Source organism: Streptomyces sp. NPDC093568 (genome assembly GCF_044764945.1).
Classification (GTDB): Bacteria; Actinomycetota; Actinomycetes; order Streptomycetales; family Streptomycetaceae; genus Streptomyces.
Map to the genome: position 1 here is coordinate 726,245 of NZ_JBIWJD010000002.1, position 15,543 is coordinate 741,787.

Sequence of the window (15,543 nt, forward strand, 5' to 3'; positions counted from 1 at the left end):
GCACCCCGCAGCTGCGCGGCAGCGCCGCTAATCCGGACGAGCGATGATCTCCACGGTCGGATCCAGGCACCAACCGAGCACGGCCGGCCAGGGACCGTAACCCGCGTCCCGGTCGAGGTGCGCGGCGCCCGGCAGGACGTCGGTGGGAAGGCCGAGCGGGGTGCCGTAGACGGTGTCGGCGCCCTGCGCGCAGTACGGGTCGTTGTCGCTCGCGACCAGGCGTGTGGGGCCGGGGAGGGTGAACTCCAGGGCGGGCGGGGCGAATCGGGCGACCGCCGGGTACCGGGCCAGCGTCTCGCCCGAGGGCGGGGCGACGAGCAGGACCCGGTCCACGGCGTCGAGCCCCGGCATCCCCCGCGCGGCGGCGTGCAGCCACAGCACGGCGGACAGACTGTGGGCCACCACGACCCGCTCCGCCCCCGCGTCCAGCCCGGCCAGATGCCGTTCCAACTCGGCCAGCCAGACCTCCGGTTCGGGAGCGTCCGGGTCCGGCAGCTGCGGGTAGGTCACCCGGTGGCCGAGCTCGGTGAGCCGGTCGGCGAGCCAGTGCTGCCAGTGGTCCTCGGGACGGTGGTTCTGCCAGCCGTGGAGGATGAGGTAGGCGGTCATGGCGCAGATGGTCGCACGGCCGCCGGTCTCACCACCGGGCCCGCAGCGCCCCGAACTCGTCGTGGAAAGCGGGGAAGGTCTTCCGTACGCACCCGGGGTCGTCGAACGACACCCCGGGCACCCGCAGCCCGGTCACCGCGAACGACATCACGATGCGGTGGTCGCCGTACGACTTGATCTCCGCGCCGACGGGGGCGCGCCCGGCTCCCGGCCGGATCTCGATCCAGTCCGGGCCGGTGGCCACCTCCACCCCCAGCCGCCGCAGGTTCTCCGCGCAGGCCTCCAGCCGGTCGCACTCCTTCACCCGCGTGTTCGCCACGTCCTCGATCCGCACCGGCCCGGAGGCGAACGGCGCGATGGCGGCCAGCGTCGGCATGGTGTCGGAGATGTCGCGCATGTTGACGGTGAGGCCGCGCAGTTCGCCGGTGCCCCGCACCGTCGTCGCGTCCGCGCCCACCGACACCCGCGCGCCCATCCGCCGCAGTACGTCGACGAAGCCCAGGTCGCCCTGGAGCGCCCCCTCACCCAGCCCGGGAACGGTCACCTCGCCGCCCGTGACGGCGGCCGCCGCGAAGAAGTAGCTCGCGGTCGAGGCGTCGGGCTCCACCGCGTAGGTCGTGGCGCGGTAGCCGCCGGGCGGGACCACGAAGACGTCGCCCTCGCGCCGCACCTGCGCCCCGAAGGCCCGCATCATCGCGATGGTGATCTCGACGTAGGGCGCCGAGACCAGGTCGGTGACGGTGATCCGCAGGCCCTCGCGGGTCAGCGGGCCGAGCAGCAGCAGCGCCGAGAGGTACTGCGAGGACTGGCCCGCGTCCAGCGTCACCGCCCCGCCCCGGACTCCGGCCGCCGTCACGGTCAGCGGATGGTGGCCCTCCTTCTCCTCGTGCCGCAGGTCCACGCCCAGGTCGCGCAGGGCGCGGGTCAGCGGAAGCAGGGGGCGGCGGCGCATCTGGGGCGAGGCGTCGAAGCGGTAGGTGCCGTGGCCGGTGGCGGCGAGCGTGGGCAGGAAGCGGGCCGTGGTCGCGCCGTCGCGGCAGTGGACGTCCGCCTCCGTGACCGCGGGGCCGTGGGGACGGCCGTCGACCTGCCAGCTGCCCGGGGTCCGGCCGACCCGGTAGCCGAGCCGGGTCAGGCCCTCGGCGAAGCCCTCGGTGTCGTCCGAGCGCAGCGGCCGTACGAGGGTGGTGACACCGTCGGCCGCGGCCGCCAGGAACAGGGCGCGGGCGGTGATGGACTTGGAGCCGGGCACGGCGACTTCGGGCATGCCCGCATGATCGCCCGCCGGCCGCCCGGATCGCCGGACCGTCCATGGGCTGGACTCTCCGCCGGCCCCCGGTCCCCCCCGGCCCCCTCCAGCCCCCGGCCCACCCGTCACGCTGAACCCCGCCTTACCAACTTCGCCGATTCCGGTCGCCACCGGGAACCCAGCCCCATCCCCGCTCGTCCAACCCGCAAGCTGCCGGAGAGTCACCGTGGTGCGGTGTCGGCCCTCGCTGCTGGCTGCGATCGCTGACCACCCTCTCCGCCGTGCCGCGGCCGGCAGCACGCCGTCATCGGCGCGCCCCCCTCCAACTGCGCCGATGGCGGCCCCTTTCCGGTGACGGCCCCTGTTCCGGTTGCGGCCCATTCCCTTGACTGGCAGAAACTTCCCGGTTATTGGTGACTTCTCGGAAGTTTCCTTCAGCGCACCACCTCCGGAAGGAGCGCACGTGCCCGACACCAGCACGGGAAGCACGGGAAGCACGGGAAGCACGGGGTACACCGCAACACCTTCGAGACGCACGATCCTCGCGGCCACCGCGGGCCTCTCCGGCGCGCTGGCCCTCGGCGGCACCGCCCACGCGGCCCGCCCCGACGACCGGAAACTGCGCGCCCTCATCGCCCGGATGACCCTGCCGGAGAAGGTCGGCCAGCTCTTCGTGATGCGGGTCTACGGCCACTCCGCGACCGCCCCCGACCAGGCCGACATCGACGCCAACCTCAAGGAGATCGGCGTCCGCACGGCCGCCGAGCTGGTCGCCAGGTACCGCGTGGGCGGCATCATCTACTTCACCTGGGCGCACAACACCCGCGACCCCCACCAGATCGCCGATCTGTCGAACGGCATCCAGCGGGCGTCCCTCACCGAGCCCCGCGGCCTGCCGGTGCTCATCTCCACCGACCAGGAGCACGGCATCGTCTGCCGCGTCGGCGAGCCCGCCACCCTCTTCCCCGGCGCCATGGCCATCGGCGCCGGCGGCTCGCGCGGCGACGCCCGCACCCTCGGCCGGATCGCCGGGCAGGAACTGCGGGCGCTCGGCATCCGGCAGAACTACTCCCCCGTGGCGGACGTGAACGTCAACCCGGCCAACCCGGTCATCGGCGTGCGCTCCTTCGGCTCCGAACCGGCGGCGGTGGCGGGCATGGTGGCCGCGGAGGTGGCCGGATACCAGCACGCGCGGCAGGTCGCGGCCACCGCCAAGCACTTCCCGGGGCACGGCGACACCGCCGTCGACAGCCACTACGGCTTCCCGGTCATCACCCACACCCGCGAGCAGTGGGAGTCCCTGGACGCGCCGCCCTTCCGGGCCGCCGTGCGCGCCGGCATCGACTCCATCATGACCGCGCACATCATGGTCCCGGCCCTCGACGACTCCGGCGACCCGGCCACCCTCTCCCGCCCGATCCTCACCGGCATCCTGCGCGAGGAACTGGGCTACGACGGGCTGGTGGTGACCGACTCGCTCGGCATGGAGGGCGTACGGACGAAGTACGGCGACGACCGCGTCCCCGTCCTCGCGCTCAAGGCGGGCGTGGACCAGCTGCTCAACCCGCCGAACCTCGCCGTCGCCTGGAACGCGGTCCTCAAGGCCGTCCAGGACGGCGAGCTGACCGAGGCACGCCTCGACGAGTCGATCCTGCGGATCCTGCGGCTGAAGGCGAAGCTCCGGCTGTTCGAGGAGCCGTACGTCACCCAGGGCGGCGTCGACCGGACCGTCGGCATCCCGTCCCACCTCAAGGCCGCCGACCGCATCGCGGAACGGACGACGACCCTGCTGGTCAACGAGCAAGGCCTGCTCCCGCTCTCCCGCCGGACCCACCCCAGGGTGCTGGTCGTCGGCGCCGATCCGGCCTCCCCGTCCGGGACGACGGGCCCGCCGACCGGCGTGCTCGCCGCGGCCCTCACCGAGCTGGGCTTCACCGCGACGGCCCTGTCCACCGGTACGTCGCCCTCCGCCGCCACCATCGCCCGCGCGGTCGCCGCCGCCGGGGAGGCGGACGCGGTGGTGGTGGGGACGTACAACGTCACGGCGAGCAGCGCGCAGAAGACGCTGGTCGAGCAGTTGCTGGCGACGGGCAGGCCGGTGGTGGCGGTGGCGATCCGCAACCCGTACGACGTGGCACACCTGCCGGCCGTCCGCGCCTGCCTGGCGTCCTACTCCTGGACCGACGTCGAACTGCGGGCGGCCGCACGGGTGATCGCCGGGCGGGCGGCGCCGCGCGGGAGGCTGCCGGTGCCGGTGCAGCGGGCGGACGATCCGACGCGGGTGCTGTATCCGGTCGGCCATGGCCTGTCGTACGGGAGCAGGTAGCGCCGTATGGCTCCTTGTACGTAGCACGCGTACGCCACACAACGGGCGTACTCCTCCCCAACCGACGCAAAGGACCCCGCACGTCTGGCGTGTGCCCGCCGCGACGGGCCACGCTGGACGGGGGTACCCGGGGGGAGTGCGATGCGTGGGAGAAGTGCTGTGGGGGCGGCCTGTGCGTGGCTCGTGCTGCTCACCCTGCTGTTGACGGGGTGCCAGAGTCCGTCGCCGGCCGCGGAGGAGGACGGGCGGCTCAAGGAGAGCGCGAGCACGACCGCGGGCGGACGGCAGGTGACACCGACGCGGGCTGCGGGCTACGGCACCGTGTTCCTCGGCGTCGACGAGTGCAGTTCGTTCGGCACGACGAGCTTCACCGAGGTGCCCTGCACCGGCGAGCGGGCGGCGGCGCGGGTGGTGGCCCGGCACGACGGCCGGGTGGGCGACGGACCGCTGTGCCCGGCGACCACGGACTTCGTGCTGCACATCAGCGAACAGAGCCGGACGTCCGACGAGGACGGCGACGGCGCGATCCCCCAGGGCTACGCCTGCATGCGCAACCTCACCGCGCCCCACCCGGGCGACCCCGGCGGCGGAGGCGGCCCCCGCACGATCGTCGGCGACTGCGTCTACAACTCCGGTGACGGCCAGGTCCGCGAGACCTCGTGCGACGGCAAGGCCGAGCAGAAACCGGAGTACAGAGTGACCAAGTCCGTCACCCGGCGCACCGACTGCCCGCTGTCGACGGCGCTGTACGTCCAACTGGGCGGCGACCGGCCGGTGGGGTGCGCCCGGCCGGTGTGAGAGCCGTCAGGCGCTCAGCACAGGATCCAGCCCTTGCTCACCGACCCCCGCCCCACCCGGCCCTTCACCCACACACAGCGCTGTCCGGCGTGAACGGTGACCGGGCCGGCGCGGCGGGTGTACAGGCCCTCGTCGATGACGGGGTTGGCCCGGTACGCCTGCACGCTGACCATCATCCACTGCTGCCGCCCCGGGTTCTTGGGGAGCGTGATGGCGCAGATGTGACCGCGCTTCTTGTAGACGTACAGGGTGCCGGTGGAGAAGGGGTACGTCTTGACCTTGCGCCCCGCACAGCTCGTGGGGGCGGCGGCCTGCGCCTGAGTCGGGGCCGCGACCGCGAGCAGTCCGGACGCGGTCAGCAACGCCAGGCCGACCGCCACCCGTCGGCGTATCGCACCTCTGTCCACTGTTTGTCCTCCCCGCACACCGGCAACGAGCGTACTGGTGTACGGACGCACGGCGTATGCCGGATGGTTGCACGCCCGTCAGGCCGGCACGGTCACCGGATGGCCCCGACCGGCTCCTCCGGCTCGGACTGCCCGAGGAAGGTCCGCCACAGCTCGGCGTACCGTCCGCCCCGGGCCAGCAGCTCCTCGTGGGTGCCGTCCTCGGCGACCCGCCCGTGGTCCATCACCACGACCCGGTCCGCCCGCGCCGCCGTCGTCAGCCGGTGGGCCACGACGAGGGTGGTACGGCGCCCCGCGAGGCGGTCCGTCGCCTGGTTGACCTGTGCCTCCGTGGCGAGGTCCAGCGCGGCCGTCGCCTCGTCCAGGAGCAGCACGTCGGGGTCGACCAGCTCGGCGCGGGCCAGCGCGATCAGCTGGCGCTGCCCGGCGGAGAGGTTGCGGCCGCGCTCGGCGACCTCGTGGAGGTAGCCGCCGTCGAGGGTGGCGATCATCTCGTGGGCGCCGACCGCGCGGGCCGCCGCCTCGACCTCGGCGTCGGTCGCCTCCGGGCGGCCGTAGGCGATGGCGTCACGGACCGTGCCCTGGAAGAGGTACGCCTCCTGCGGGACGACCCCGAGGCGGTGGCGGTACGACGTGAGGTCGAGCGCGCGCAGGTCGGTGCCGTCGACGGTGACCCGGCCGCCGGTCGGGTCGTAGAACCGCGCCACCAGCTTGACGAGCGTCGACTTGCCCGCGCCGGTCTCGCCGACGAACGCGACCGTCTGCCCGGCGGGGATCCGCAGGTCGATCCCGGTGAGTGCCTCCTCCTCGTCACCGTAGGCGAAGCGCACGTCCTCGAAGGCGATGTCACCGCGCAGCGACAGCACCTCCAGCGGCTCCTCGGCGCTCTTCGTCGACGTCGGCTCCCGCAGCAGCTCCTGGATGCGGCCGAGCGAGACGGTGGCCTGCTGGTAGCCGTCGAAGACCTGGGAGAGCTGCTGGACCGGGGCGAAGAACAGGTCGATGTACAGCAGGTACGCCACCAGCGCGCCGGTCGTCAGCGTGGCGTCGTCGATCCGGCCGCCGCCCACGATCAGCACCGCCGCCACGGCCGCCGACGACAGGAACTGCACGAACGGGAAGTAGACCGAGATCAGCCACTGGCCCCGGATCCGGGCCTGGCGGTAGCTGTCGCTGCGCTCGGCGAACCGCGCGCCGCCGTCCCGCTCGCGCCGGAAGGCCTGCACGATCCGCAGCCCGGACACCGACTCCTGGAGGTCGGCGTTGACCACCGACACCCGCTCGCGGGCGAGTTCGTACGCCTTCACGCTGGCCCGGCGGAAGTAGTAGGTGGCGACGATCAGCGGCGGCAGCGTCGCGAAGACGACGAGCGCGAGTTCGAGGTCGATCACCAGCAGGGCGCCCATGATGCCGAAGAAGGTGACGACCGAGACGAACGCGGTGACCAGGCCCGTCTGGAGGAAGGTCGACAGCGCGTCGACGTCCGTCGTCATCCTCGTCATGATCCGGCCGGTCAGCTCGCGCTCGTAGTAGTCGAGTCCGAGCCGCTGGAGCTGGGCGAAGATCTTCAGGCGCAGCGAGTACAGGACGCGCTCGCCCGTGCGGCCGGTCATGCGCGTCTCGCCGACCTGGGCCGCCCACTGCACGAAGACCGCGAGCAGGCCGAGCAGGGACGCCGCCCAGACCGCGCCGAGCGCCGCGGCGGTGACGCCGTCGTCGATGCCGTGCCGGATCAGGACGGGCAGCAGCAGCCCCATGCCGGCGTCCACCGCGACAAGACCGAGGCTGATCAGCAGGGGCCGACCGAACCCGCGGAGCAGCCGCCTGAGCCCGTAGGACTCCTCCGGGAGTACCGCCCGCCCCTCGTCGATACCGGGGGTGTCGGCCGCCGGGGGCAGCGCCTCGACCTGGGCGAGCAGCTCGGGCGTGGCCGGGGACTCCACGAGCGCCAGGTCCTTGGGCTCACGGTCGCCGGTCCACAGCCGCGGGGTCACACCGCGCTCGGCGTCGAACTCCGCGTCGAGTTCGTCGCGTACGGAGGTGTCCTCCCGGGGACAGGGGGGCTGGGCGTGGCCGGGTGAGACGCCGCCGAGCTCGTCGGGGTCGGTGAGCAGGCGGCGGTAGAGGGCGGAGCGCTCCTGGAGTTCGTCGTGCGTGCCGATGTCGGCGAGGCGGCCGGCCTCCAGGACCGCGATGCGGTCGGCGAGGCCGAGGGTGGAGCGGCGGTGGGCGATGAGGAGGGTCGTGCGGCCCTCCATGACGTGCTTCAGCGCCTCGTGGATCTCGTGCTCTACGCGGGCGTCCACCGCCGAGGTCGCGTCGTCGAGGACGAGGAGGCGGGGGTCGGTGAGGATCGCGCGGGCGAGCGCGACGCGCTGCCGCTGGCCGCCGGAGAGGGTGAGGCCGTGCTCGCCGACCTTGGTGTCGTAGCCGTCGGGCAGCTCGGCGATGAAGCGGTCGGCCTGGGCGGCGCGGGCGGCCTCGCGGATCTCCTCCTCGGTGGCGTCGGGGCGGCCGTAGGCGATGTTGTTGCGGACCGTGTCCGAGAAGAGGAAGGAGTCCTCGGGTACCAGCCCGATCGCGGCCCGCAGCGAGTCGGAGGTCAGCTCGCGCACGTCGTGGCCGCCGACGAGGACGGCGCCGCGCGTGACGTCGTAGAAGCGCGGCAGGAGGAGGGAGACCGTCGACTTTCCGGAGCCGGAGGAGCCGACGACGGCGAGGGTCTCGCCGGGGCGGATCTCGAAGCTGAGCCCGTCGAGGACCGGGCGGCCGTCCTCGTAGCCGAACGAGACGTCGTCGAACTCGACGGTGGCGGGGGCGTCGGCCGGCAGCGCCTTGGTGCCGTCCTTGATCGACGGCTCGGTGTCGATCAGCTCCAGTACCCGCTCGGTGCCGGCGCGGGCCTGCTGGGCCACGGTGAGCACCATCGCGAGCATCCGGACCGGGCCGACCAGCTGGGCGAGGTAGGTGGAGAACGCGACGAACGTGCCCAGGGTGATGTGCCCGCGCACCGCCAGCCAGCCGCCGAGCGCGAGCATCGCGACCTGCCCGAGGGCCGGGACGGCCTGCAGCGCGGGGGTGTACTTGGAGTTGAACCGGATGGTGCGCAGCCGCCCGGCGAACAGCCGCCGGCTGACCTCCCTGAGCTTCCCGGTCTCCTGCTCCTCCTGCCCGAACCCCTTCACCACGCGTACGCCGCTGACGGCCCCGTCGACCACGCCGGCGACGGCGGCGGCCTGGGCCTGGGCGTACCAGGTGGAGGGGTGCAGCTTGGTCCGGCTGCGCTTGGCGATCCACCACAGGGCCGGGGCGACCGCGAGGGCGACCAGCGTCAGCGGCAGCGACAGCCACGCCATGACGACCAGGGAGATCAGGAACAGCGCGAAGTTCCCGATGGTCATCGGGAGCATGAAGAGCAGGCCCTGGATCAGCTGAAGGTCGCTGGTGGCGCGGCCGACGACCTGCCCGGTGGACAGCTCGTCCTGCCGCCGCCCGTCGAGCCTGGTGATCGTCCGGAACATCTCGGTCCGCAGATCGTGCTGGACGTCGAGGGCGAGCCGGCCGCCGTAGTAGCGGCGCACGTAGGTGAGGACGTAGACCGCGAGGGCCGCGGCTACCAGCAGGCCCGCCCAGAGCGCCATGCCCCGGCTGTGGTCGCCGATGACGTCGTCGATGATCACCTTCGTGATCAGCGGCACGATCGCCATGACGGCCATGCCGGCGAGGGAGGAGCCGAGCGCGAGCACGACATCCCTGGGATAGCGCCAGGCATATCCCCACAGTCGCCTCGCCCACCCCTGCTGCGTCGCCACGCCGGTGCCCTCCGTTCGTCCTGATCTACCGGAAGGCACCAACGCGTCGGGCGGGGGATTTCATCCCTCCATGGCGCTCGGCGACCGATCAGATACGGACACGCAGGTAATAAAAGCGCGTGATCTGTGCCGCGTTCTGGTTGTCGTCGCTGACCAGCAGCACCTTCAGCCGGCCCGTCGCGTACCCGGTGACCGCCATGCCCTCGATGTTGTCGAGCAGCGGGTTCGGCTGGGGCTGCTTGGCGGTCGCTCCCAGTGACGGGCAGGTCACGAGGTCGGTGAGCAGCGTCTTCTTGATCAGGCGTACGCCGTCCTGCCCCGTGAGGTTCTCGACACCGCTGGTGTCCGTGGCGCGGCGCGGGTCGGCCAGATACAGACGGACGGTGTTGCCGACGCCGGCGGTGAAGCCGCGCTCCAGGACGAGGAGGCGGCCGTCGGGGAGGGCCTGGACCTCGGGGACGCCGAGGCCGGTGTCGGCGCGGTAGGCGTACTGCCGGCCGAGCTCGAAGTGACCGCCGTGGGTCCGCCGCCAGGTCTGGAAGCGGACGGTGCCCGCGCTGTCGCCGGAGAGGGCGTACTCCATCGACGCGAGCAGGGTACGGCCGCCCGGGAGCAGGGTCAGGCCCTCGAAGGTGCCGTTGGAGACGGCACGGCCGGCCGGGGCGACCCGCAGCGCGTCCGGCACGGGGAGACGGTCGAGGATCTTGCCGTCCGGGGAGTAGCGGCGGACGGAGGGCTCGGTCTCGCTGGAGACGAGCCGGGTGCCGTCGCGGTCGACGACCAGGCCCTCGGAGTCGAGGGCGGCACCGCTCTCGTCGGCGAGCGGGACGACGGCCTTCGGCGCGAGCGTCCGGGCATCGAGGCCGAAGAGGGCGGAGCGGTCGGAGACGGCCGCGAGCGAACCGTCCCGGTCGACGGCGAGCGCGGAGAAGTTACCGACGAAGGTGCCCTCGTACGTCTGCTTGTCGAGCGCGTCGGAAAAGCGGTCGATGGAGACGGTGGGCGAACAGTCGTTGCTCTGCACGGCGTTGGCGGGTCCGGCGGCCGTCAGGCAGGTGGCCGCCGCCAGGGCCGCGGTGGCGGTCGCGAGTACGGTTCTCAGGCGCATGGGGGTCACCGTAGGGCGGGCCGGTGAAGGAGGGGAGACCGGTTCGTGAAGCGTGGCCCCACGAAGGGTCAGTTCGCCGCCAGGTCCTTGTGGATGGCCTCGGCGACGCCCTGGATGGTGGCGATGCCGTAGTTCAGGGTGTCGCTGCCATGGGTGAGCACGGTGATGGTGTAGTCGTGGCCGCGCCCCTTGAAGGCGCCGACGCTGTGCACCCGCCAGCCCTGCGTGGCCCGCCGCAGCCAGCCGTTCTTGACGGCCACGGAGACACCGGACGGGGCTCCGTACGGCGTGCCCCAGCGCTGCGAGGGGACGACCTGCCCCATCAGTTTCAGGATGTAGGCGCGGGAGTTGTCGCTGAGCACCTCGTTGCCGGCCGTGACGAGCTTCAGCAGCTTCTGCTCGTCCTCGACCGTGATCCGGGTCAGGCCCCAGTACCCGTTCGCGCCGGGCTCGGTCCGGGTCATGCGGGCGGCGGCGAGGAACCCCTTGACCTTCTCCACACCGAGCTGCTTCCAGAGCACCCTGGTCGCGGCATTGTCCGACTTGGTGATCATCGCCCGGCTGAGGGCCACCTCGCGGTCGCTGAGATAGTGGTCGCGCCGCTTCGCGTCCCACAGCAGCGCGGCGAGCACGGTGACCTTGACGATGCTGGCGGAGTCGTAGGCGCTGAACGGGCGCAGGGCGCACGTGGTCTTCGTGGCACGGTCGTGCAGACCGACGGCGACCGTGCCCCTGCGGTTGGTCAGAGCGGAGGAGATCCCCCGCTCCAACTTGTCGGCGAGGCCGGCCTTGGCGGACGTACACGTGACGGATGGAGCGGCGGCGTCGGCGGCGGCTGCCGGAAGGGCGGCGGCGAGGGACGTCGCCATGACGAAACCGGCGCCCACACCTGTCGCGACGACGGCTCGCGCACGCCTGGAAACGCCTGTGGGCGGGGGTGACTTGAGCATCGCCGTCATGTTAGGGGAGCGGGGCCGTGAGCTCCGGGAACACGCCCGCCGGGGCCGTCACGCGCGGTCACCCCCCGCCCCGGCTCTCCGCGATACGCCGGACATCGGTCAGCGCCTCCCTCATCCGCGCGAGCAGGAACCGGAGCTGCGCGGGCGTCGCCCGTCTGTCGGCGAGTATGTCGGCCGCGTGTTCGAGGAGCTCGTCGGCCATCCCGAGTTGTACGCACTCGACGGCGTCGGCGACACGGGAGAGACGGCCGGTCCCGTCGGTGCCTAGGTAGCAGGGCTTGCCGCCCTCGCCGGTCCAGGGGAGCAGGCGTACGCCGTTCATCGGGTGATCACCATGCACGAGGCCGGGATCCCGCAGGAGCGCAGCAGCGGCGCGAGGAGGAGGGCGATGCGGTGGCTCATGTTGATCAGCTCTCACTTTCCGTAGCGAACTGCTCACAGCCTGCGTCACCCCGGGCTAGCCTCGCCAGAGGGGCGCAGGTGACAGGGGTTTTGTCGCAAGGGAGTTGATCCGGTGAGCACCATCTACGGCGACTGGCTGAAGCAGCAGCGGGAGACGGCGGGGCTGACGCAGCAGGAGCTGGCGGACCGGGCGTTCATGACGCGTTCGCACATCGCGCACATCGAGGCGGGGCGGCGGGTGCCGTCGAAGGAGGATGCTCGGCGGTTGGACATGGCGCTGGGTACGGGGAATGTGTTGAGCAGCTTTTTGCCGCAGGGCGACGAGGTGTCGATCGCGGACTACTTCGAGGCAGTGCTCGTACTCGAACAGCAGGCGGTGATGATTCGGGAGTTCGGCCTTACGTACTTCCCGGGCATCCTCCAGACGAAGGCGTACGCAACTGCGGTTCTGGCCTCGGCGTTCCCTCCGGTGAGTGAGGAGGAGCGTGACAGGCGGGTCGTCACACGACTTGAGCGCGCGAAGATTCTCGAAGACCCGGTGACGCCCGTCGTGTGGGCGCTGCTGGACGAGACACTGCTGCGGCGCCCGGTCGCCAGCGGAGAAGTCATGGCGGAGCAGCTCATGCACGTCGTCCGTCTCGCCGACGCTGGACGCATCCGCGCGCATGTGATGCCCTTCGGTGTGGGCCTGCATCCCATGATGCAGAGCATGCTCACGCTGATGTGGTTCGAGGACCAGCCGCCCCTGGCCTACACGGAGGGGCAACGGTTGGGGAAGGTGCACGACTCTCCGTCCGTGGTCCGCGAGTTGCAGAGTCGATACGATCTTGCGCTTAGCGACGCCCTGCCGTTGAAGGAGTCACTGGCCCTACTGAGGGCAACAGCGAAGGACTACGGAGCCCATGACTGACCGAACCATCTCGAATGCCGCCGCGCTGAGTGGCTGGCGGAAGTCGTCCTACAGCGGGAATGAAGCGGGCAGCTGCCTCGAAGTCCTCGACACCCACCCCGCCGGCATACCCGTCCGCGACTCCAAGGTCCCGAACGGCCCCGCACTGCTCTTCTCCCCCGCCCACTGGTCGGCATTCGTCAGGGCCGTGAAGACGAGATCGAGCGGTGACTCGACTCGTAGACCGTGACCGCTCTCTGGAGGAGCTTGAGCGCGTCCGTTGGCCGGCCCCGCCGGCTGATGCCAGTCGCCTGGTTGCGACGGTGCATGCCCTTCGGCATCGGCCGATCGGTGACCTGACCGTCGAGGACATGCGTCTGTTGATCGGGCAGAACGTGGGACTCAGCCATCTCCTGCCGCTCGCTCTGGAGGTGCTGCGCGACGATCCGATGGCCGAGGGCGACATGTACGAAGGCGATCTGCTGTTCGCCGTTGTGACCAGAAGTCCGGCCATCTGGAACGAGTGGCCCGAGCTCGGCCGAGAGCTGGCAGCGATTGTCTCGGAGTTGACCGATCTGTCGCCGTCCTTGACCCAGGTGACTGCGAGTTTCCTGGCCCAATAGGTGTTTGGCGCGGGCCGGCATGATCGCAGTGCCTACGAGGGCCACACAGAGGGCCGCCTGAACCCGTCGGACGTCAGCCGACCCACCCGACTCCCCACCCAACGGCCCCCGGCCCCCCCGGGGGGCCATTTCGTCACGTCAACTCGCGTAGACAAGAGGCGATTTGCCGCTCCCCGTCACCCAATGGACACGTGCGAGCCCTCGACAGCACACCATGTCCATGCCACGCTCCCGTTTGCCGCCTTCGCTCAACCCGCGTAGATCCCCGCGCAGATGGGAACCCCACATGCTGGCGACACACATACGCCACCGCCGCTGGAAGTCCGTGGCGATCACGACCGCCGCCGTCCTGGTCGGCCTCACCACCCCCGCGCTCACCGCCTCCCCGGCCGCCGCGACGACGACGGAGTACGACGACACCTACTACGCCGACGCGGTCGGCAAGACCGGTACGGCACTGAAGGACTCGCTGCACGCGATCATCAGCGACCAGACCACGATCTCGTACTCGGCCGTCTGGACCGCCCTGAAGGTCACCGACCAGGACCCGAACAACAGCAGCAACGTGAAGCTGCTGTACAGCGGCATCTCCCGCAGCAAGTCCCTGAACGGCGGCAGCACCGGCAACTGGAACCGCGAGCACGTGTGGGCCCAGTCCCACGGCGACTTCGGCACCTCCGCCGGCCCTGGCACCGACCTGCACCACCTGCGTCCCGAGGACGTCCAGGTCAACAGCATCCGCGGGAACAAGGACTTCGACAACGGCGGCAGCAGCTTCACCAACTCCGGTGGCAGCCTGACCGACTCGAACTCCTTCGAGCCGCGCGACGCCGTCAAGGGTGACGTGGCCCGCATGATCCTCTACATGGCCGTCCGCTACGAGGGTGACGACAGCTGGCCCGACCTGGAGCCGAACGACGCCGTCACCAACGGCAGCGTCCCGTACCACGGCCGTCTCTCGGTCCTCAAGGCCTGGAACGACGAGGACCCGCCGGACGCCTTCGAGGAGCGCCGCAACGAGGTCATCTACGACTCCTACCAGGGCAACCGCAACCCGTTCATCGACCACCCGGAGTGGGTCGAGGCGATCTGGTAGGCCACCGGGCCCTACCACCTGTACAGCGGAATGACCTGCGCCGATCCGCCGCCGTTGACCCGGCTATGAAGAAGATCAGCGCGCTCGCCGCGCTCACCCTCGCAACCCTCGTCCTCGCCACCCCGGCCCACGCCGACGACGGCGACCGCGGCCGCGTCAACATCGGCGGCTACACCACCGGCGGCCTCTGCCAGAAGGCACTCGCGCTCGTCCCCTGGGCCGTGCCGTGGACCGGCGCGGCCGTGAACGACGCCTGCTACGACCGCGACCACTACTACGCCGCGCGCGACGGCCGCTGAGGCATCACGTCCGGTCGGGCAACAGTCGACTCCCGGCAAGGCTCACAGCGCACGGCCCCCGACCCGCGACGGGTTCGGGGGCCGTGCGCCGTTTCATGCCCCCAGTGCCTGGTGCTGCGGGGAGGCGGAAGAGTGCTGTGTGGACTCGGCCCCGTGGCCCAGGCCCATGCGGTGGGCCAGGACGGCCGCCTGGACCCGGTTGGTGGTGCCGAGCTTGGCGTAGATGTTGCTGATGTGCTCCTTCACTGTCGCGCGGCTCAGCCGCAGTTCCCGGCTCATCTCGATGTTGGACATCCCCTGGACCAGCAGGGCCAGCACACCGCGCTCCCGGGTGGTCAGGGTCGCGGCCCGGCTGCGGACCTCGGCCGGCAGGTTCGTCGCCGACAGGCGCGCCAAAAGATCACGGAAGGCGGCGGGCGGCACGACGCTGCTGCCCGCGCACAGCACCCGCAGGGCGTGGACGAGGTTCCCCTCACTGATGTCGGGCCGCAGCAGCCCGTCCGCGCCCGCCAGCAGGGCGTCCGTGGCGAACCGCTCGTCCGCGGCCCGGGTCAGCAGGGCCACCCGGGGCCGCTTCCCCGTGCGGCGCAGCGCCGCGAGACGGGCGAGGGTCTCCTCCCGCGACGGCTCGTCACCGAGCAGGACCACGTTCGGGCGATGTTTCTCGACACTCTCCACGACGGCCTCCCGACGGCAGGTGTCGCGGACGTCGATGTCGTCGTGGTCCTCCAGGAGTCGGCGCAGGCCGGAACGGATCAGGTCTTCGTCGTGTGCGACGATCACGCACTCGGTGCCGTGCTGGCCCGGATGGAGACCGAACTCGCCTTCCCCGCGCTGCTGTCCAGGTTCCGCACGATCGAGTTCGCCTCGGACGAGGCTCTGCGGCCCACCATGACCTCGCTGAGTGGATACACCCGCCTGCCACTGCTGCTCGGCCGCTGAGCCCGGTGGGACCGCGGTGGAACC

General features: G+C 71.5%; 16 protein-coding genes. 8 read left to right on the forward strand and 8 right to left on the reverse strand.

Annotated features, from left to right (window positions below; genetic code table 11):
- Positions 1–27 precede the first annotated feature (27 nt).
- Together ACIRD7_RS12735 and aroA are read right to left on the reverse strand one after the other, a co-directional pair.
- On the reverse strand, positions 28–609 hold the full coding sequence (locus tag ACIRD7_RS12735; RefSeq protein ID WP_403452797.1) for an RBBP9/YdeN family alpha/beta hydrolase: 582 nt from the start codon (positions 607–609) through the stop codon (positions 28–30).
- Positions 610–637: 28 nt separating this feature from the next.
- On the reverse strand, positions 638–1,876 hold the full coding sequence (gene aroA, locus ACIRD7_RS12740; protein ID WP_403452798.1) for a 3-phosphoshikimate 1-carboxyvinyltransferase: 1,239 nt from the start codon (positions 1,874–1,876) through the stop codon (positions 638–640).
- 445 nt (positions 1,877–2,321) lie between these two features.
- On the opposite strand from aroA, the gene ACIRD7_RS12745 reads away from it, so the two are divergent.
- Both ACIRD7_RS12745 and ACIRD7_RS12750 read left to right on the forward strand, forming a co-directional pair.
- The gene (locus ACIRD7_RS12745) at positions 2,322–4,184 is read left to right on the forward strand and encodes a glycoside hydrolase family 3 protein (protein ID WP_403452799.1); all 1,863 of its coding nucleotides are present in this window, start codon (positions 2,322–2,324) and stop codon (positions 4,182–4,184) included.
- Positions 4,185–4,325: 141 nt separating this feature from the next.
- Positions 4,326–4,982 carry a hypothetical protein gene (locus ACIRD7_RS12750; RefSeq protein WP_403452800.1) on the forward strand — a complete coding sequence of 219 codons (657 nt, stop codon included), beginning with the start codon at positions 4,326–4,328 and terminating at the stop codon, positions 4,980–4,982.
- 14 nt (positions 4,983–4,996) lie between these two features.
- Here the strand turns inward: ACIRD7_RS12750 and ACIRD7_RS12755 are convergent, their stop codons facing one another.
- The 5 genes from ACIRD7_RS12755 to ACIRD7_RS12775 all read right to left on the reverse strand — a co-directional run bounded on the left by ACIRD7_RS12755 (position 4,997) and on the right by ACIRD7_RS12775 (position 11,590).
- On the reverse strand, positions 4,997–5,389 hold the full coding sequence (locus tag ACIRD7_RS12755) for a hypothetical protein (RefSeq protein WP_403452801.1): 393 nt from the start codon (positions 5,387–5,389) through the stop codon (positions 4,997–4,999).
- A 92-nt stretch (positions 5,390–5,481) separates the two neighbouring features.
- Entirely contained in the window at positions 5,482–9,201 is a 3,720-nt protein-coding gene (locus ACIRD7_RS12760) for an ABC transporter ATP-binding protein (RefSeq protein ID WP_403452802.1), read from the reverse strand.
- An 88-nt stretch (positions 9,202–9,289) separates the two neighbouring features.
- Positions 9,290–10,309 carry an esterase-like activity of phytase family protein gene (locus tag ACIRD7_RS12765; RefSeq protein ID WP_403452803.1) on the reverse strand — a complete coding sequence of 340 codons (1,020 nt, stop codon included), beginning with the start codon at positions 10,307–10,309 and terminating at the stop codon, positions 9,290–9,292.
- Between the two features lie 68 nt (positions 10,310–10,377).
- On the reverse strand, positions 10,378–11,178 hold the full coding sequence (locus tag ACIRD7_RS12770; protein WP_403453077.1) for a serine hydrolase: 801 nt from the start codon (positions 11,176–11,178) through the stop codon (positions 10,378–10,380).
- A gap of 148 nt (positions 11,179–11,326) precedes the next feature.
- The gene (locus tag ACIRD7_RS12775; protein ID WP_403452804.1) at positions 11,327–11,590 is read right to left on the reverse strand and encodes a hypothetical protein; all 264 of its coding nucleotides are present in this window, start codon (positions 11,588–11,590) and stop codon (positions 11,327–11,329) included.
- Between the two features lie 192 nt (positions 11,591–11,782).
- Between ACIRD7_RS12775 and ACIRD7_RS12780 the strand changes: the two genes are divergently transcribed.
- From ACIRD7_RS12780 to ACIRD7_RS12800, 5 genes are all read left to right on the forward strand, one after another.
- A complete protein-coding gene (locus ACIRD7_RS12780) occupies positions 11,783–12,580 on the forward strand; it encodes a Scr1 family TA system antitoxin-like transcriptional regulator (RefSeq protein WP_403452805.1) in 798 nt (265 codons plus the stop codon).
- A complete protein-coding gene (locus ACIRD7_RS12785) occupies positions 12,573–12,809 on the forward strand; it encodes a DUF397 domain-containing protein (protein ID WP_403452806.1) in 237 nt (78 codons plus the stop codon). The genes ACIRD7_RS12780 and ACIRD7_RS12785 overlap by 8 nt, the downstream gene beginning before the upstream one ends.
- Complete coding sequence (locus ACIRD7_RS12790; RefSeq protein ID WP_403452807.1) at positions 12,787–13,182, forward strand: contact-dependent growth inhibition system immunity protein; 396 nt, start codon at positions 12,787–12,789, stop codon at positions 13,180–13,182. The genes ACIRD7_RS12785 and ACIRD7_RS12790 overlap by 23 nt, the downstream gene beginning before the upstream one ends.
- Before the next feature lie 286 nt (positions 13,183–13,468).
- Positions 13,469–14,278 (forward strand): endonuclease I family protein, encoded by an 810-nt coding sequence (locus ACIRD7_RS12795; protein ID WP_403452808.1) that lies wholly within the window; start codon positions 13,469–13,471, stop codon positions 14,276–14,278.
- 65 nt (positions 14,279–14,343) lie between these two features.
- On the forward strand, positions 14,344–14,577 hold the full coding sequence (locus ACIRD7_RS12800) for a hypothetical protein (RefSeq protein WP_403452809.1): 234 nt from the start codon (positions 14,344–14,346) through the stop codon (positions 14,575–14,577).
- Positions 14,578–14,670: 93 nt separating this feature from the next.
- Here the strand turns inward: ACIRD7_RS12800 and ACIRD7_RS12805 are convergent, their stop codons facing one another.
- Complete coding sequence (locus ACIRD7_RS12805; protein ID WP_403453078.1) at positions 14,671–15,336, reverse strand: LuxR C-terminal-related transcriptional regulator; 666 nt, start codon at positions 15,334–15,336, stop codon at positions 14,671–14,673.
- On the opposite strand from ACIRD7_RS12805, the gene ACIRD7_RS12810 reads away from it, so the two are divergent.
- Positions 15,235–15,519 carry a hypothetical protein gene (locus ACIRD7_RS12810; protein ID WP_403453089.1) on the forward strand — a complete coding sequence of 95 codons (285 nt, stop codon included), beginning with the start codon at positions 15,235–15,237 and terminating at the stop codon, positions 15,517–15,519. The two genes, ACIRD7_RS12805 and ACIRD7_RS12810, sit on opposite strands and share 102 nt — an antisense overlap.
- The last annotated feature ends 24 nt before the right edge of the window (positions 15,520–15,543 follow it).